Raw genomic sequence first — 16645 nt, 5'->3', positions numbered from 1 at the left:
TCCTATTTCTTTTTGGCGGCTGAGGAGGGCGCGGCCGTTTTTTCTTCTTCGGCCACGACGCCGAGCTTATCCACGCCGGCCTCTTTGACCACACCCATGACGGCAACCACCGTGCCATAGGGCACGGACTTGTCGGCCCGCAGGAAAAGCTGCTTTTTCTGGGCGGTCACCAGCTGTTGCACCTGTCCCCCCAGATCGCCGAGCTCCACCTGGTATTTATCCAGGTAGAGGGCACCGTCGGCCTTGATGGTCAACACCACGCTGTCGCTTTCCTTGGGCAGGACGGAAACCGCGCGGGTCTGGGGCAGATCGACCTGCAACCCCTGGGTCATCATGGGCGCGGTGACCATGAAGATGATAAGGAGCACCAACATGACGTCCACAAAGGGCGTCACGTTGACGTCGGCCATGAAGCGGCCCTTGCCGCCGACCTGCATGCCCATGGCTTAGAACCTCTCCGGGGCCGGCCGGCGACGGGCCGCCGCCGGGGCGTCGGCCTGGGCCTCGCGCGGGGTCCAGGTCACTTCGCGCTGGATGCGGTTGAGAAACGCGCCGGCGAAGTTGACCAGCTCGCCCTCGATGGCCTGGATGTAGCCCAGGAAGAAGTTGTAGGAGATGACGGCCGGGATGGCCACGGCCAAGCCGATGGCCGTGGCGATCAACGCCTCGGAGATGCCCGGGGCCACGGCGGCCAGGGCGGCGGACTGCATGAGTCCGATGGAGTGAAACGAGTTCATGATGCCCCAGACCGTGCCGAAAAGGCCGATAAAGGGCGTGGCGTTGGCGCTTGTGGCCAGAAAGGGCAGGGAACTCGAAAGCTTGGCCAGTTCCTGGGACACGCCCTGGCGCAACACCCGGCGGATGTTGTCCATGGCGACGTGGCCTTTTTCCACCGGATCGAGATCGGCCTGCTCCATGCGCACGAGTTCCTCGAAGGCCAGCCGTCCGACGTGAAACGCCGGGGACTGGCGGGACTGGCCAAGCGACTGCATGGCCGTGCGCAAGGTTTCGGCTTCCTGGAACCGGACGAAATCCCTGGCGGTTTCACGCTTGGCCGAGGTCAGCGTGAAGATCTTGACGAAGATGATGCTCCAACAACCAAGGGACATGAAACCAAGGACACACAAGACGAACATGACCGTCGGCGTGGCATTGGCCATCATGGCCCAAAAGCCGCCATGCGGCGTAAGCGCATCCATTGCGACCCACCTGTGGGAAATGTAAGAGGTTAGGAAAGTGCGCGCCCGGCCAGGGCCGGCAGGGCGATCTCCGCCGCGGCGAAGATCGAGACGTCGGCGAGCCCCGTTATGGCGCTTTCCGTCAGATTGATTTCCACGACCGTTCCGCCCTTGGCCTTGACCTCCCTGGGCAGGAGGTTGGCCGGGGCGACCTCCCCCGATGTTCCGGCCACGATAATCATGTCAGCGGCCAAGGCCAATTGACCGCTTTTATCAAGGGCGTCAAGTGGTATGGCCTCACCGAAGAACACGATATCCGGCCGCACCACCCCGCCGCAGGCTCCGCAGCGCCAGGGGATGTCCGCCCGGGTCAGCGATAGCGCCGTTTCCGGGGCGTGGGCCCGGCCGCAGCCCATGCAGAAATAACGCTCCATGCCACCGTGAAATTCGACCACGTTTTTCGAGCCGGCGGCCTGGTGCAGCCCGTCAATATTTTGGGTCACGATGCCGGAGAGCCGCCCGGCCGCCTCCAGCCGGGCCAGGGCGTCGTGGGCCGGATTGGGCCTTGCCGGGCCGATGACCGATATGGCGTCGAGCAGAAACTCCCAGACCTGGCGCGGGGCACGGTCAAGGGCCGTCACCGTGGCCACGGCCATGGGGTCGTAGCGGTCCCACAGGCCGCCGGGACTGCGGAAATCGGGAATGCCGCTGGCGACCGAAATGCCGGCTCCGGTCAGGGCAATGGCGGTCCTCGACCGGGCCAGAAGCCCGGCCGCCTTTTCAAGCGCGGCATCATCCACGGCATACTCCCTGCATATCCCTTGGCGGATGTATTTTCTCGCAGGATCGCGTTATGCTGTCAAACGGCATTATGTTTCATTTGCCAAAGGAGGCTTTCGCCCATGCAGCCATGCATCAGGACGTTTCTTTTCTGCCTGGCGCTTACCCTGCCCGCCGCCGCGCCGGCCCTTGCCGCCGAGCCGCTCGTGCAGCTCCAGTCCGGCCCCGCGCCCGGGCAGCCAGTCAATCCCAACGCGCCGGGCAAGCCCATATTCAGAAACACAGTCCCCAAAGTGACCCCGCCCACAGCACCCGTGCCCAAGCCCCCGAGAGCCGCGCCCACCACGCCCGTGCCCAAGGCCCCGGGGTACAAGCCGCGCCCCAAGTACGTGCCGCGTTCCCAGGGCGTGGTCCAGCCCGGTGCGCCGGTGGTCGCCCCTCCGGGGTCGGTGATCGTGCCCCCGGGCGCTGTCGTGCGGCAACCCGGACGGTCCGAACGGGCCAGGGTCGCCGACGTGGCCCGCTGCAACCAGATGCAGGCCGACTGCGCCCAGCGCTGCAACCACGCCACCTTCGGGCAATCGCGCAACATGTGCTACAACCAGTGCAACGCCCGCTTCGTCACCTGCACCAACAGGTCCAACGTCCGCCGTTAGGCGCGAGGGAGGAACCGGGGGGAAACCTTTCTTGCAGAAAGGTTCTCCCCCCGGACCCCCTTTCCAAAGACTCTATAAAGGGGGAATGTCCGACGTAACCCCTCACAGGTAAAAAATTTAGGAAGGGGAGAGCGCGAGAGGGGAGAACCCTTTTCAAAGGGTTTCCCCTCTCGCACTTTCTTCCTTTATCTTCCCCCTCTTTTCCACTTCCTCCCCGGGCAGCACCGGCCGGCAGGCGGCGAAATCCTGGTCCCGGGCATCGAGCACGGCGAAAAGCGCCCGCAGTTCCCCGTCGGCGCGCAGCATGTGCACATTGGCCCGAAAATGCCGGATCAGGTCCTCGCCCATGTCCCGCAGGCCCGCGCGTCTGTCGCGTCGGTACAGCCGCACGTCCTCGGCCGTCCCGTCGACGGGGCCGTAGGCCACGGCATAGCGATCCGGCGCGGCCTCATAGAGCGCCACGGCGTCAAAGCGATCCGGCAGCGCCACCGGCCGGGCCATGAGCACCCGCCGCAGCCGCACCGCGCCGCGACGCACCGAAAACGTCAGCCGGCGGTAGCCTTCGCGCAGCAGCCAGACATCGTAATAAAGGAGGAGCCGGTCGTAGAGCTTCTGGCGCATGGCGTAGGCGGTCGCCAGGGCGATGAGGGCCAGGGCGGCCGGAATGGTGATCCACAAGGGCATGGCCGCGATTCGGGCAAGCAGGTGCTCGGTCCAGCCGGCCAGCGCGGCCGCCGCGTCAAGGAGCCTGCCCAGGGCCGCTTCCAGCAGCCCCAGGCAGAAATCGACCGCCTTGCCCAGATACCCCAGCAAGGCGACTTTGAGATGCTGCAGCAGGGCGTCATCCATACGCTTGCTCACCACACGCCATGTTAAAAAATCCCGCACGTCCGGTCGGTTGTCGGCCACGCCAAGCCAGGGCTACACCCACCCCACCGCAGTGGCAACAATCCCCTTGCCCGGGCAAGCCGGCAAGGCTACAGGGGGATATGCCCACAAACATCCGCGCCGTATCCTGGAACCTCGGCCTGCTTACTTTCGGGGGCCTGATCTTCAGCCTTGGCATCAACGAATTCGCCGTTGGCAAAGGACTCATGTCCGGCGGCATCTCGGGCCTGGCCCTGCTCGTCTACTACCTGACCGGAATCTTCGGTCCGGGTCCGCTCTACTTCCTGCTCAACGTGCCGCTGCTGCTGCTCGGCTGGCACAGCCTGTCGCGCCGCTTCTTCCTGTACACCTGTTTCGGCATGGGCATCGTCAGCCTCTTCATGCAGGTCCTGCCTGAACGCGTCCTCATCGCCGACCCGCTTCTGGCCGCCATTTTCGGCGGCGCGGTCCTCGGCGCGGGCTCGGGCATCATGCTGCGCTCGATGGGCTCCGCCGGCGGCACGGACATCCTGGCTATCTGGCTCAACCAGAAATACAACCTGCGCATCGGCCAATTCAATTTCTTTTTCAATCTGGCCGTGTTCGCCGCCGGCTTCGCCTTCTACGAACCGACCCTGGTCCTGTACTCCATCATCCTGTCCTATACCTACTCCCAGGTCATGGACTACTTCCTGTCGCTTTTCAACCAGCGCAAGATGGTCTTCATCATTTCCGACCAGGCCGACGCCATCGCCTGGGAAATCATCCACAAGCTGCGGCGCGGGGCCACCTTCCTCCACGGCTGGGGCGCCTATACCGGCAAATCCAAGCGGGTCATCCTCACCATCACCAACACCGTGCAGATCAAACGCCTGGAGGAACTCGTCTTCAAGCACGACCCCAACGCCTTCTTCGTGGTGGAAAACACCTTCAACGTGCTCGGAGAAGGCTTCGCCCGGCGCAAGATCTACTGATCGCCCGAAGCGCAGGCCCGGGCCAGGGCGACCAGACGCCCGACTGCCGCATCTCCGCGCCCCCGGGGCACGGCAGCCGCCAGCAAGACCTCCGGCAACCCCGGCTCAAGGTCCCGGAACACCACCCCACGCCGCCGCCACACCCGTACCGAGGCCGGCAACAGCGCCACGCCCACGCCGGCCGCGACCAGCGACAGCATGGTGAACTTGGACGCCGCTTCCTGCACCACCCGCGGCCTGCTCCCGGCCGCCGCGAACGCCGCCTCGATGGCCGCCACAAGCCCCGAGGCCTGCCGCCGTTGCGGCAAAATCATGGCTGTCCCGCCAAGATCGGCCAGCGCGATCCGCTTCTTCCCGGCCAGGACATGGCCGGCCGGCACCGCCAGCAGATACGGCTCCCGGGAAATGACGCTCACCTCCACCCCCGGCGGCTCCGGCCCGCCAAGGCGCAGAAACCCCACATCCAGACGTCCGGCGGCCAAGGCCTCGCCCTGCTCCCGGCTGCCCATTTCCCGAAGCACCAGTTCCACATCCGGGGCATTTTGCCGAAATATGGCCAGCGTCGCGGATAAAAACGCGTCCATGGCCGGATTGACGAACCCCACCCGGAGCCGCCCGCAAAGCCCGGCCGCCACCCGCCGTGGCACCGCCGCCGCCTCTCCGGCCAGCGCCAGAAGCGCCCGCGCCTCGCGCCAAAACGCCTCCCCGGCCGGAGTCAGCGCCACCATGCGGCTGGTGCGCACGAAAAGCGCCGCTCCAAGTTCCGCCTCGAGCGCCCGAATCCGCTGACTGAGCGGCGGCTGCGCCATGCCCAGTCGCGCCGCCGCCCGGCCGAAATGCAGCTCCTCGGCCACGGCCACGAAACACCGACAATCCCGCAATTCCATGGATCGATATCTTCCACATATCAATCAGAATGTGAAATTATATTTCACATATCAATCCAGCCCGCCTACCCTGCCGGAAACAACCCCAGGGAGGCGACCATGATCCGATCACCCGTAACCGGCATCCGGGCCGCCCTGGCCCTTTTGCTCACCCTCACAACCACAACCCTTTGCGGAGGTGCGACCATGGAAAGCGAACGCTACGCACGCGGCTGGAAGGCGCTTGTCGCCCTGGCCCCCCAAAAAGCCCAGGCCGTCCAGGATGGCCTGGCCGACATCGCCCCGGACATGGCCCGGTTCGTCGTGGAATTCGGCTACGGCGACGTCTTCACCCGGCCCGGGCTGGACCCGGCCTCGCGCCAGACCGCCACCATCGCCGCCCTGGCCGCCCTTGGCAACGCCGCGCCCCAATTGCGCTTCCACATCGAAGCCGGTCTGGCCACCGGACTTACGCCGCAAGCCATCGTGGACATCATCTACGTGACCACCGTCTTCGCCGGCTTCCCCGCCGGGCTCAACGCCCTGGCCGCCGCCCGCGAGGTCTTCACCGCCCAGGGCGTCGTCCCCACGCCACCGCCCGCGCCCGAAAATCCCGACCGGCACGCACGCGGCCTCGCCGCCCTGGCCATCACCAGCCAATCCGCCGGACAACGCGTCGTCGATTCCCTGGCCGACATCGCACCCGACATGGCCGGCTTCATCCTCGACTTCTCCTACGGCGACGTCATCTCCCGCGCCGTTCTCACCCCGGCCCAAAAGGAAATCGCCATGATCGCCGCCGCCACAGCCCGGGGCACCATGGCCCCGCAACTCAAAGTTCACATCAAGGCCGCCCGCAGCGTCGGCGTCAGCCGTGAACAAATCACCGAGGTGCTCATCCAGATGGCCGTCTACGCCGGCTTCCCCTCCGCCCTCAACGGCCTGGCCGTGGCCAGGGAAGCGTTCGCGGAGGAGGAAGGATAGACGGCCAGGGGAGGCTCTGCCTCCCCTGGCCCCCACCGCCGGGGGACTTGATGTCCCCCGGACCCCCTTTTACCGGGTTGGGATGGTGGGTGGAGGTGGAGTCGGGGGGCGGAACGACGAATGCTTGTCGCCGCAATCGGCCCGGCGGCACGAGGGGCTTACGCCCCTCGACGCCGGACGCGATTGCGGCGACAACCGCGCCAGCGGCGAAGCGCCGCATTAAAAAAAGAAGAGATGTTCTCCGAATGTCGCCCCCTTGGGGCGACCGGCGTGGTGGCGGCGGAATTTGCCTGGGACGAGCCTGCCGCGAAGCGGCGGCAGCGTCCCGACAAATTCCGCCGCCATCTTCCACTCTCCGCCCTTCCGCCAACCAACCAAACCTCCAGCCTGGCCAAAGCACACCGGAAGGGGGGTCCGGGGGGCCCATGGCCTCCCGGCGGGTCCGGGCAGAGCCCGGCGGTGGGGTGCAGGGCAGCGCCCTGCCGGGGGTACGGGGGCAGAGCCCCCGCCCGTTACCGACGACGGCGCAGCCAATCCACCAAGCCGAAGCAGGCGGTGAGCATCATGTCGGCGCCGGGGCTGGGGAAAGTAACATCGAAGCCTTTGAGCAGTGCGCGTTTGGGGCCGATGACGCAGGTATGGGGGAAAATGCCGGCGGTTTCGGGGAAGGCCAGGGTGAGGCTGCCGTGTCCGCCTTTGTCGAAGACTTCGGCGTTGGTAAGGTCGCCGCGTCGGAAGCGTTCGAGGTCGTTCCAGACGTCATCGGCGGGCAGCATGCCGGTGTGGTGTTCGTAGATGCCGTAGATGCGCTGGCGGTGGACCAGGGCGGCGACGGTATGGCTGTTGCCGACGTTGACGAGCATGACGCCGGTCTCGGCGGAGCGGGCTTTGATGGCCGGGTCGGTGAGCATGCCGAGCACGGCGGCGGCGGCGGTGTCGGCCACGGGGCCGCCACCGATGGCGGTCTGGAGGGTGGCCAGCCGGGTGAGTTCCGGGGGCGGCGTTTCGTAGACCAGGGCTTCGGGGTGTCCGTCGGCCTCGCGCAGGAAGCGTTCCCAGAGTTTGAAGCGGCCTTCGCGGCTGCTTTTGCCGGGGTGCAGGCCGTGGTCCTGGGCGCAGGCCATGACGCATTCGGGTTCGGGCAGTCCGGCGGCGGCCAGGAAACAGGACCAGAAACCGGGGTCGTAATCGGACAGCGGCAGGGGCACGTAGCCGTCGGGGCGGTGTTCGGTAATGGTGACGCCCATGGTGTCTTCGAGGCGTTTGGGGTCGTCGGTCAGGGCCCAGACGGCGTCGGGGTGGGCGGCAAGGGGCAGGTCGGCCTTTCTATGGGCGCGAAACGCCTTGAAAAAACCTCCCCCCATATTGTGCCCGCACAGGTAGACGGGCTTGGCGGCGGCGGTCAGCGCGGCAAGTCTTGCCGCAACGCGACGGGCTGGCGAGGGCAGCACGAATTTGGGGCAGTTTTCCGGTTCCAGGTCGGGCAGGTGGTAGTAGACGTCCTGGGTACCGGAGCCGATATCCAGGCACAGCGTGCGTTCGGCCATCGACGCCTCCTTGGCTATGAAAGTGCCCGTACGTACGCCCAAACCGGCCGCGCTTCAAGGCAGGCGCGAGACGGATAGGGACGCGCCCGACGGTTCCGGTTACGAAAATGATACAATTGGTGATCGGAGTGAGAAAAAATTGCACTCGGGCCGAGGCGAGGGAATTGTCGAGGGATGGCCAGCCGTAAGGCCGGCGGCGGGGAGTCGCGGCCGGCTTACGACCAGGGGACGGCGTTTCCTAATGAAACAGCAAGGCTTTGTAGATGAAGCGCTCGTAGACGGAGCACACACGCTTGGCGCGGACGCTGGCCAGACCGAAATCCACAAGCCGGCAGTACATATGCACGGGGTTGAGCCGATGTTGCAGGTAGTTTCGAAAGCGCTTCATGATGGCACCTCGGATGGGGGGGAGCCCCCTGACGCTTTTTCATAAGCAAGAAGCGTTCCTTTTTTATTTCTCCTCCCTTCTCCGGGGAGGCCTTCGCCGTTCTTATCGGACGATCCCGGGAAGGGCTTAGCCGCGCCACAAAAAAAAACCGCGCCGGTTTCCCGGCGCGGTTTTGCCCGTAACGGGCGAACGGATTCAGGACTTGCTGATGGCTTCGGCCGGACAGGCGTCGATGGCTTCGTCCACGCATTCGGCGTCGGAATCGGCGTCTTTCACAACGGCCTTGTCGCCGTCGCCATTCATCTCGAAGGCGTCGGGGCAGGTTTCCACGCAGGCTTCACAACCCATGCAAGCGTCGTCGTCGATAACAATGGCCATGACCGGTCCTCCTTAAAAGGTTTGGCTCGAAGCCGCCTTGCCCGGTTTTCCGGAAAAACCCCTGGGCGGCGTCAAGCCGACTTGTAAACCCTATGTTGCCAGGATGTCGTCACTAAACCCTCTGCCGCTCCAGGGAGAAGCGCTCACCCTGGAAGATGCCTCAACACTCCGCGGTTGTTGGAGAAAAATGGTCACGTACACGGGACCTTGTCCCCCCAACGCCCAGGCAAGGCACATTGCCCGGGAAGCTCGTCTATGACGGGGCGTCCGCGAAAAGTCAAGAACGGCCCAGGCGGAGCGCCCTTTCGAAAGCTCTGGTCAAGGCATTGTGTTTGCTTGCATATTATGCCAAACAGAAAATTCCTGGATTGTGGCGAGCCCGTCAGGTGCCTTGAGGGAGGACGCGCGGACGGCGATTTGCCTTTACGCTTGATTGCAAAAACTGTATAATTTTTCGACAAACGGCGGCCAATTGCTCCCCCACCAAAGCAACCGGCGACCGAGGGTCATGCTTCCCGAACCTTCCGACCTCCTGGAATCCCTTCCATCACATACCGCCGTTCTCAATGCGGCGGGGGTCGTCGTCGCGGCCAATGCCTCCTGCCTGTCCCAGTTGCGCGAGATCGTTCCGGGCGAGCCCGTGGGACGCGCCTTCGCCGAGTATTGCAACGCCCTGTTCCAGCCTGCGGCCGCGACGGCCGTACGCGAAGGACTGGCCTCGGTGCTTGCGGGAAAAGCGCCCCGCTACGCCATGGACCTGCCCTGCGGCAAGTCGCAATCCACGAGCTGGCGCTCCCTGGTCGTGACCCCGCTGGCCGGGGCGATGCCCGGGGCGCTGATCGTTCTCACGGACATTTCGCGGCAAAAGCAGCTCGAGGAGCACATCCTCCACGACGCCTTCCACGACACCCTGACCGGGCTCTTCAACCGGGCCCTGTTCCTCAACCGCCTGGAGCAGGCCATAAAGCGCCTCAAGCGCAACCCCGAAGCCCTGTACGCGGTGGTGTACCTCGACATCGACCGCTTCAAGCTGGTCAACAAGACGTTCGGCCACGTCACCGGCGACCGGCTGCTCATGATCATCGCCAACCGGCTGCAAAAACTGCTGCGCGACGTGGACACCCTGGCCCGCTTCGGCGGCGACGAATTCGCCATCCTGGTGGAGGATCTGGCCGGCCTGGCCGACGTCAGCGCCATGGCCGACAATGTGCTGCGGCATCTGGCCGCGCCGTTTCGCCTCAAAAAACAGGAAATTTTCGTCACCTGCAGCATCGGGGTGGTGCTTGGCTCCGGGGCCTACGAACACCCCGACCAGGTGCTTCGCGACGCGGACAACGCCATGTACAGCTCCAAGGAGCACGGCGGCGACCACTACACCGTGTTCGACGCCGGCATGCGGGTGCTCACCCAGCGCCGCATGGAGATGGAGCTGGCGCTACGCCATGCCCTGGAGTCGGGCGAGATGACGGTCCACTACCAGCCCATCGTGTCGCTTTCCACGGGCGAGATCACCGGCGTCGAGGCCCTGGCCCGCTGGTTCCATCCCGCCAAGGGAACCATCCCGCCAAGCGAATTCATTCCCATCGCCGAGGAAACCGGACTCATCAACGAATTGGGGGCCATGGTCCTGCGCCAGGCCTGCCGGTGCATGGTGGACCTGGGCAGGAAGCACCCGGACGGCGCAAACCTGACGCTTTCCGTCAACATTTCGGGACGCCAGTTCAAGCGACCGGATTTCGTGGAGGAAGTGGCCGCCATTCTGACCGAGACCGAAATCGATCCGTCGCTGGTCAAGCTCGAACTGACCGAATCCGTGCTCATGGACAACGCCGACGAGGCCGTGGCCACCATCAAGCGGCTCAAGGCCCTGTCGGTCAAGGTGGTCATCGACGACTTCGGCACGGGCTATTCCTCGCTGTCCTATATCCAGCGCTTCCCCTTCGACAGCCTCAAGGTCGACCGCTCGTTCGTGGGCAACATGAACGAGGCGGAACAAAACATGGAGATCGTGCGCACGATCATCGCCATGGCGCACAAGCTGGGGCTGGAGGTGGTGGCCGAGGGGGTGGAGCTGGCCGAGCATCGCACGGCCCTGTCGGATCTGCGGTGCGAAAGCGCCCAGGGATTCTACTTTTCCAAGCCCGTGCCCGGCGAGAACCTCGACGCCCTGGTGGGCAAGAAATGGAACATCACCCCACCCGCTGACGGTACGATCTAGAGGGGCGGAAATGGAAAGCGATGCGAGAGGGGAACCCTTTTTGAAAAAAGGGTTCCCCTCTCGCGCTCTCCCCTCCCAAAAACTTTCAACGGTGACAAGCTGTTATCGTTAAAAGTCTTTGGAAAGGGGGTCCGGGGGGAAACTTTTCGAAAGACAAAGTTTCCCCCCGGAATCTTTCGAACGAACCATATAAAAAGAGATTCGCCGTCGACGCAGGAGTTGCTTACACAACCGGTTCCGAAGCTTGCTTCGGGAACTCTTCCTAGTACGTCTGGCGAATCTCGGAAAATCGCGCCTCGATGCGCTGGGTATGGTAGATATTGTTTATTTCGCGCTGCCCTCCGTTTCCGTTGCTCCCATATCGCTTGGAGAACCGCTCCCCTTACACCTTCCAAATAAGCATCCCCGTCCCGTTGTAAAGAGCCGGCCCCTCACTTCCGGGCCAAAAGCGTCTCGATGGCGGTCAACAGCTTGTCGGGGTCGAGGGGCTTCGGCAGCACCGCGTCGGCGGCCGCAAACGGCGCGTCGCCATGCCCGGTGATGACCAGGATGGGAATGGCGGCCAGGGCCGGGTCCCGGCGCAAGGCTTCCATGGCCGCCCGGCCGTCCATGCCCGGCATGGCCATATCCATGGTGATCACTCCGGGGCGCAGCTTTTCCGCCGCCGCCAGCGCCGATTCCCCGTCATGGGCCGAGGCCACCCGGTAGCCCTCCCCTTCCAGGAACTGGATGAGAAACGAGGACACGGCCGGATCGTCGTCGACCACGAGGACCAGCGGCTTTTCCCGCAGCCGCGTCTTGCCCGGCGAGGCGGGTGCGTCCGCGTCCCCGGACGCTGCGGTGGGCAGTTCGAAGATGAAGGCCGCCCCGCGCGCCGGAGCAGGCTCCACCCAGATGCGCCCGCCGTAATGGGTCACGATCTCCCGGCAGATGGCCAGGCCCAGGCCCGTGCCCTTGGCCGGGGCCGAGCCTTCGGGATCGCGCCCGACCTGGCGGAATTTGTCGAAGATGCGTTCCCGATCCTGCGGGGCGATGCCGGGTCCCGTGTCGCGCACCGACACCCGGGCCAGCCCGGGACGGGGCACGTCGAGCATCACCGTAACCGCGCCCACGGTGGTGAATTTGGCCGCATTGCCGATGAGATTCAAAAGGACCTGCTCCAGCCGGTCCGGATCGGCCACCACCACCGGCGAGACTTCCGGCAGCCGCGACTCCAGATCCACCTCCGGCCGGGAAGCGAAGAGCCCGGACACGGCGGCCAGCGCGTTACGGATCACCTCGGCCAGATCCACCGGACGGTCGCGCCACTCCATGCGGCCGGACTCGATGCGGGACAGGTCGAGAAAGTCGTTTAACAGCCGGGCCAGGCGCTCGCCCTCGGCCGCAAGCACGCGCAGGTTCTCGACGATGCGCGCCCCGCGCTTGGCCAGGACGGCGTCGCCAGCGGCCAGGGGCAGAAAATGCCGGCCGAAATCCCGGCCGATAAGCTTGGAAAAGCCCAAAAGCGAGGTCAGCGGCGTGCGCAGCTCGTGGGAGACCGAGGAGAGAAAGGCGCTTTTGATGGCGTCCATATCGCGCAGGCGCTCGTTGGCTTCCGTCAACTCCCGGGCCTTGGCGGTCAGGTCGCTCGTGCGTTCGATGACGAGCCGCTCGAGGTTGCGGGTGAGGCGTTCGAGATGCTCCCCGGCCCGGCAGCGTTCGGTATCGTCGCGCACCACGAGCATGAAGCCGACGGGGGCCCCCTGCGTGTCGTAGATGCCCGAGGCCCGGGCGGCATAATGGCGGGGGCCGTCGCCTGCGGGAAGGGAGAAGGAAAATTCGTGGCTGCGGCTGGCGGAAATGGCGTCGAGCCCCCGGGCCAGCGACCCGAGGTCCACGCCGTACTGGACGTGCACCTCGCGGATGTCCCTGCCGACAAGGGCCGTGCCGCAAATGGAAAAGATGTCCTCGGCCGCCGGGTTGACATAGGTGACGCGCCAGTGCTCGTCGGCGGCGATGACGCCCGTTTCGGCGCTGCGCAGCAGGTTGTCGAGAAAGAGGGTCTTTTCGCCCAGGCAGTCGCCCACGTGCCGCAGCGCCTGGTCCTTCTCGTCCAGGGCCGACTTGAGGCTGCGCACGTAGCGGCTTTCGAGGCCCCGCACGATGTCCGACTGGGTGACGAGCCCCATCAGGCGGCGGTCGTCATCGACCACCACCAGTCGGCGCATGCGGCGCTTTTTCATGAGCATGGCCGCCTCGAACACGGGCTGGTCGGCCTCCACGCACACCACCGGACAGCTCATGATGTCGTACAGCGTCAGCCGGCCGAGCCGGGGATTGTCGGCCAAAAGCCGCACCACGTCGCGCTCGGTGATGATGCCGGCCGGACGGCCGTCGCGGACCACGACCAGACAGGAGATGGACCGCCCGGCCATGCGCCCGACGGCCTCGCGCACGGAAATGCCTCCCGGCGCGGTCACCACGTCGCGGGTCATGATGGCGCCGACGCGCTTTATTTCCGAAAGGCCCTCATGGCCCAGCCCCTCGACCAGATCCGACTGGGTCAGCACGCCGCCGATCTTGCCGGCCGCGTCCACCATGACCAGATGACGCAGGCGCTTTTTGACCATCAGATGGTAGGCATCGACAAGCATGGTGTCCCCGGCCACGGTCACCACCGGCGCGGTCATGACGTCGCGCACGGGCCGGTCCGGGAAATCCAGGCCGCGATGGGCCGCCGCCCACAGGATGTCGCGCTCGGTGACGATGCCGACGGGCGCGCCGTCCTCGGTGGCGACAAGACAGGAAATGCCGTGGTCGCGCATGACGGCCAGGGCCGCGCGCATGGTCTCGGTCGGGGCAATGGCGATGACGTCGGGTGAGACGATTTCGGCCAAGCGTCTGTCGCCCATGAAACCTCCTCGGGCAGCGTACGCAACAAGGTGGAAGTCAGCAGGGGGCGATGCCCGATTTTCGCCGCTGCGGCAAGGCCGAAAACGATCAGGAAGCCGGCAGGGCGCCGTAGTCGGTCGCCCCAATGCGATGCTTTTGTATCTTATTCCACAGGTTTTTGGGGCTGACCCCCAAAAGCCTGGCCGCGTCCTTCTGGGAACCGCCGGATTTTTGCAGCGCGGCCACGATCATGCCGCGCTCCATGTCCTGGAGCGTCTGGCGCAGGTTGCCGATCCGGTCGGCGACCACCGGCGCCTGCGCTTCCTCGGGCGGACGGCGGGGCGTGCCGTCCAGAGCCCGGGAGATTTCCGCGGCGGTCAGCACATCCCCGGAGCTGAGAATGGCCGCCCGTTCCAGGGCGTTGGCCAGCTGGCGGACGTTGCCCGGCCAGTCGCAGGCATACAGGAGCTGCATGCCCTCGCGGGAGACGCCGCGCAAATTGACACCCACGCGCGGGTTGATGCGTTCCAGGAAATGCCCGACCAGAAGGGGCAGGTCCTCCTTGCGGTCGCGCAGCGGCGGCAGGGGAATGGCGGCCACGCTCAGGCGGTAGTAGAGATCGGCCCGGAACTGCTTTGCGGCGACCAGGGTCTGGAGATCCTGGTTGGTGGCGGCGATGATGCGGATGTCGATATCGATGGGCCGCGCTCCACCCACGCGTTCGATCTGCTTTTGCTCCACGGCGCGCAACAGCTTGGGTTGGAGGAAAAGCGGCATGTCCCCGATTTCGTCGAGCATGAGGGTGCCGCCGTTGGCCAGCTCGAACTTGCCCTTTTTGAGCGCCACCGCGCCGGTAAAGGCGCCCTTCTCGTGGCCGAACAGCTCCGACTCCAGCAGGTTTTCCGGAATGGCGGCGCAATTGACCTTGATAAACGGGGCGTCGGCCCGCAGGCTCAGCGCCTGGACCGCGTCGGCCACCACCTCCTTGCCCGCGCCGGATTCGCCGGTAATGAGCACCGTGGAATCGAGCGGGGCCACCCGGCGCACCATGTCCACCACGTCCCGCATGACCGGCGACTGGCCCACGATGACCGGTCCGCGCCCGGCGGCCATGGCCGACTTGAGGCGGGAGAGTTCCATGACCAGCTCCCGGCGCTCCAGGGCCCGGTGGATGACGACCTCCATCTCGGCCAGGGAAAAGGGCTTGGTGAAAAAATCGTAGGCCCCGAGTCTGACCGCCTGCAAGGCCTTTTCCCGGGCCGAGTAGCCGGTCATGACGATGACCTCGCTTTGGGGGCTGGCCTCCTTGATCCTGGACAGGCCCTCGATGCCGTCCATGCCGGGCAGCATGACGTCGGTGATGACCAGGTCGAAGGCTTCGGCCCTGGCCCGGGCCACGCCCTCCTCGGCCGAGCCCACGCCGACCGGATCGTAGCCCTTGGAGGAAAGCGCCTCCAACAGCATGGCCTGAAAAGCCGCGTCGTCTTCGATGACCAGAATGCGCGCAGGCATCACCGCTCCAGGTTGTCTTGCCGCCGGGCCCTCATGCCCGCCCGTCCCTGTCCGGAAAAAAACTGTGCATGGTTTCGGCCAGGCGCGCCTCCATGGCCGGCACCAGCCCGGCCAATTCCTCGCCGGTCAGCCCCAGCGCCTGCCAGGCGGCGGGATCGAGCGGCGGCGCATGGCGGTTGCCGCTGGCCCCCCAGCCCATGGCCGTGGCCACGCAGTCGGCCAGATGGATCACGGCCGGCTCGTCGATGAAAAGCGGCTCCCCGAGGTCGTGGTGGTAGCGGACCATCTTTTCCAGATTGGCCGGGAACTGCCATTTGTGGAGCAGATGCCCGCCGAGTTCGGCGTGGTCGAAGCCGAGCAGGTCGCGTTCGGCCTTATATAGCGGTTCCCTGGCGTCGGCGGCCTGGCGCATGGCCGCCGCCATGTGGGTCGAGGCCTGCTTGAACACGATGATGCGGCCGATGTCGTGGAGCAGCCCGGCCACGAAGGCCGTTTCGGGATTGCCCCGGGAGCAGGCCCCGGCAATGGCCTGGGCGGCGGCGGCGCAGCCCACGCTGTGCTCCCAGAATACGCGCATGTTGACCCAGTGGGGGGGAATGTCCTGAAAAAGCGGCAGCACGGACACGCCAAGAGCCAACGTGGCCAGTTGGCGGCCACCGACCACCATCACGGCCCGGGACAGGCTGTCCACCTTGGCCGGAAAGCGGCCGCGAACGGCCCGCAGGGTGCGGGCGTAAAAGGAACTGTTGACCAGCCGCAGGAGCTTGGCGGCCAGACTCGGGTCATGGCGGATGCTTTCGGCTGCGTCCTCGACGGTGCTTTTGGGGTCGCGCAGGACGTCGTTTATGCGCAGATAGACTTCCGGGGGCGAGACAAGCTTGGGCTCGTCGCGCAAAAGCGCCTCGGGCGAGGACAGCGGCGGCGGCAGCTCTTCCGGGCGGCCCACGGTGCCGTCACCCGGGTGGTGCGGCCCGGATTCGCCCTGACCGGGGGATACGGCCTCTCCGGCCAGCCGGTGGCGCGTCTCCCGTTCCAGGGCCAGACGCCACAGCACCCGTCCGGCCTCGTGCTCGCAGTCGAGCCGGCAAAGTCGCTCCCGCACGACGGTTTCGGCCGCTTCCCTGGCCGCGACCGCGCCGTCGTCCGAGGCCCCGGGCGCAGAAGGCGTGGCCTCGGCGGCCACGGATACGGCGCTTAAGTTCCAGGCCTGCAAGGACTTCAGGTGGCCGTGGTCAAGCGTCGTCCCCTTGGGCATGAGAAAACGCCCGCCGGCTGTGAGCACATCCTCGGCCAGGACCATGCCCTCCCGCAATTCGGAAACGTTGCATCTGACCAATTGTCCCCCAAGCCCGCGCCAACGCGATGCATTCCTGCTATCCGACGATCATAAGGGATTGGGGAAGGCTGTCAAGAAAGCCGGGAGCGC

15 protein-coding genes are annotated in these 16645 nt (G+C 65.7%); 4 read left to right on the top strand and 11 right to left on the bottom strand.

What is annotated here, in order from left to right:
- Positions 1-2 precede the first annotated feature (2 nt).
- Genes tolR through K9F62_12730 form a run of 3 tightly spaced genes read right to left on the bottom strand, consistent with a single transcriptional unit; the run spans position 3 to position 1978 of the window.
- The gene (gene tolR / locus K9F62_12740; protein ID UJX39595.1) at positions 3-443 is read right to left on the bottom strand and encodes a protein TolR; all 441 of its coding nucleotides are present in this window, start codon (positions 441-443) and stop codon (positions 3-5) included.
- A 3-nt stretch (positions 444-446) separates the two neighbouring features.
- A complete protein-coding gene (locus K9F62_12735; protein ID UJX39594.1) occupies positions 447-1199 on the bottom strand; it encodes a MotA/TolQ/ExbB proton channel family protein in 753 nt (250 codons plus the stop codon).
- A gap of 29 nt (positions 1200-1228) precedes the next feature.
- On the bottom strand, positions 1229-1978 hold the full coding sequence (locus K9F62_12730) for an NAD-dependent deacylase (protein UJX39593.1): 750 nt from the start codon (positions 1976-1978) through the stop codon (positions 1229-1231).
- A gap of 102 nt (positions 1979-2080) precedes the next feature.
- Here K9F62_12730 and K9F62_12725 point away from each other — a divergent pair, with 102 nt between their 5' ends.
- Entirely contained in the window at positions 2081-2614 is a 534-nt protein-coding gene (locus K9F62_12725) for a hypothetical protein (GenBank protein UJX39592.1), read from the top strand.
- Positions 2615-2767: 153 nt separating this feature from the next.
- Here K9F62_12725 and K9F62_12720 read toward each other — a convergent pair whose 3' ends face one another.
- Complete coding sequence (locus K9F62_12720) at positions 2768-3463, bottom strand: hypothetical protein (GenBank protein UJX39591.1); 696 nt, start codon at positions 3461-3463, stop codon at positions 2768-2770.
- Positions 3464-3603: 140 nt separating this feature from the next.
- Between K9F62_12720 and K9F62_12715 the strand changes: the two genes are divergently transcribed.
- Positions 3604-4455 carry a YitT family protein gene (locus K9F62_12715; protein ID UJX39590.1) on the top strand — a complete coding sequence of 284 codons (852 nt, stop codon included), beginning with the start codon at positions 3604-3606 and terminating at the stop codon, positions 4453-4455.
- On the opposite strand, the gene K9F62_12710 is transcribed toward K9F62_12715, so the two are convergent.
- A complete protein-coding gene (locus K9F62_12710) occupies positions 4449-5342 on the bottom strand; it encodes a LysR family transcriptional regulator (GenBank protein UJX39589.1) in 894 nt (297 codons plus the stop codon). The two genes, K9F62_12715 and K9F62_12710, sit on opposite strands and share 7 nt — an antisense overlap.
- A 99-nt stretch (positions 5343-5441) precedes the next feature.
- Here K9F62_12710 and K9F62_12705 point away from each other — a divergent pair, with 99 nt between their 5' ends.
- A complete protein-coding gene (locus K9F62_12705) occupies positions 5442-6305 on the top strand; it encodes a carboxymuconolactone decarboxylase family protein (protein ID UJX39588.1) in 864 nt (287 codons plus the stop codon).
- Positions 6306-6817: 512 nt separating this feature from the next.
- On the opposite strand, the gene K9F62_12700 is transcribed toward K9F62_12705, so the two are convergent.
- From K9F62_12700 to K9F62_12690, 3 genes are all read right to left on the bottom strand, one after another.
- Positions 6818-7852 (bottom strand): DUF1786 domain-containing protein, encoded by a 1035-nt coding sequence (locus K9F62_12700; protein UJX39587.1) that lies wholly within the window; start codon positions 7850-7852, stop codon positions 6818-6820.
- Positions 7853-8090: 238 nt separating this feature from the next.
- Positions 8091-8240 (bottom strand): hypothetical protein, encoded by a 150-nt coding sequence (locus tag K9F62_12695; protein UJX39586.1) that lies wholly within the window; start codon positions 8238-8240, stop codon positions 8091-8093.
- A gap of 195 nt (positions 8241-8435) precedes the next feature.
- A complete protein-coding gene (locus K9F62_12690; protein ID UJX39585.1) occupies positions 8436-8618 on the bottom strand; it encodes a ferredoxin in 183 nt (60 codons plus the stop codon).
- A 508-nt stretch (positions 8619-9126) separates the two neighbouring features.
- Here K9F62_12690 and K9F62_12685 point away from each other — a divergent pair.
- Positions 9127-10836, top strand: a complete 1710-nt coding sequence (locus K9F62_12685; protein UJX39584.1) for an EAL domain-containing protein — start codon at positions 9127-9129, stop codon at positions 10834-10836.
- A gap of 431 nt (positions 10837-11267) precedes the next feature.
- Here K9F62_12685 and K9F62_12680 read toward each other — a convergent pair whose 3' ends face one another.
- From K9F62_12680 to K9F62_12670, 3 genes are all read right to left on the bottom strand, one after another.
- A complete protein-coding gene (locus K9F62_12680) occupies positions 11268-13727 on the bottom strand; it encodes a CBS domain-containing protein (GenBank protein ID UJX39583.1) in 2460 nt (819 codons plus the stop codon).
- An 88-nt stretch (positions 13728-13815) separates the two neighbouring features.
- Positions 13816-15219 carry a sigma-54 dependent transcriptional regulator gene (locus K9F62_12675; GenBank protein ID UJX39582.1) on the bottom strand — a complete coding sequence of 468 codons (1404 nt, stop codon included), beginning with the start codon at positions 15217-15219 and terminating at the stop codon, positions 13816-13818.
- Between the two features lie 31 nt (positions 15220-15250).
- Positions 15251-16555, bottom strand: coding sequence for an HDOD domain-containing protein (locus tag K9F62_12670; protein UJX39581.1), 1305 nt, complete (start codon positions 16553-16555; stop codon positions 15251-15253).
- Between the last annotated feature and the right edge of the window lie 90 nt (positions 16556-16645).

Source organism: Desulfovibrio sp. JY (assembly GCA_021730285.1).
Classification (GTDB): domain Bacteria; phylum Desulfobacterota; class Desulfovibrionia; order Desulfovibrionales; family Desulfovibrionaceae; genus Solidesulfovibrio.
The sequence above is the reverse complement of the archived record's forward strand: the minus strand, read 5'-3'. Positions and strand labels throughout refer to the sequence as shown.

What these genes read in the sequence shown, in the direction of transcription:
- tolR (UJX39595.1), bottom strand. Translation starts at nt 443, where the DNA reads ATGGGCATGCAGGTCGGCGGCAAGGGCCGCTTCATGGCCGACGTCAAC.
- K9F62_12735 (UJX39594.1), bottom strand. Translation starts at nt 1,199, where the DNA reads ATGGATGCGCTTACGCCGCATGGCGGCTTTTGGGCCATGATGGCCAAT.
- K9F62_12725 (UJX39592.1), top strand. Translation starts at nt 2,081, where the DNA reads ATGCAGCCATGCATCAGGACGTTTCTTTTCTGCCTGGCGCTTACCCTG.
- K9F62_12720 (UJX39591.1), bottom strand. Translation starts at nt 3,463, where the DNA reads ATGGATGACGCCCTGCTGCAGCATCTCAAAGTCGCCTTGCTGGGGTAT.
- K9F62_12715 (UJX39590.1), top strand. Translation starts at nt 3,604, where the DNA reads ATGCCCACAAACATCCGCGCCGTATCCTGGAACCTCGGCCTGCTTACT.
- K9F62_12710 (UJX39589.1), bottom strand. Translation starts at nt 5,342, where the DNA reads ATGGAATTGCGGGATTGTCGGTGTTTCGTGGCCGTGGCCGAGGAGCTG.
- K9F62_12705 (UJX39588.1), top strand. Translation starts at nt 5,442, where the DNA reads ATGATCCGATCACCCGTAACCGGCATCCGGGCCGCCCTGGCCCTTTTG.
- K9F62_12700 (UJX39587.1), bottom strand. Translation starts at nt 7,852, where the DNA reads ATGGCCGAACGCACGCTGTGCCTGGATATCGGCTCCGGTACCCAGGAC.
- K9F62_12695 (UJX39586.1), bottom strand. Translation starts at nt 8,240, where the DNA reads ATGAAGCGCTTTCGAAACTACCTGCAACATCGGCTCAACCCCGTGCAT.
- K9F62_12690 (UJX39585.1), bottom strand. Translation starts at nt 8,618, where the DNA reads ATGGCCATTGTTATCGACGACGACGCTTGCATGGGTTGTGAAGCCTGC.
- K9F62_12685 (UJX39584.1), top strand. Translation starts at nt 9,127, where the DNA reads ATGCTTCCCGAACCTTCCGACCTCCTGGAATCCCTTCCATCACATACC.
- K9F62_12680 (UJX39583.1), bottom strand. Translation starts at nt 13,727, where the DNA reads ATGGGCGACAGACGCTTGGCCGAAATCGTCTCACCCGACGTCATCGCC.
- K9F62_12675 (UJX39582.1), bottom strand. Translation starts at nt 15,219, where the DNA reads ATGCCTGCGCGCATTCTGGTCATCGAAGACGACGCGGCTTTTCAGGCC.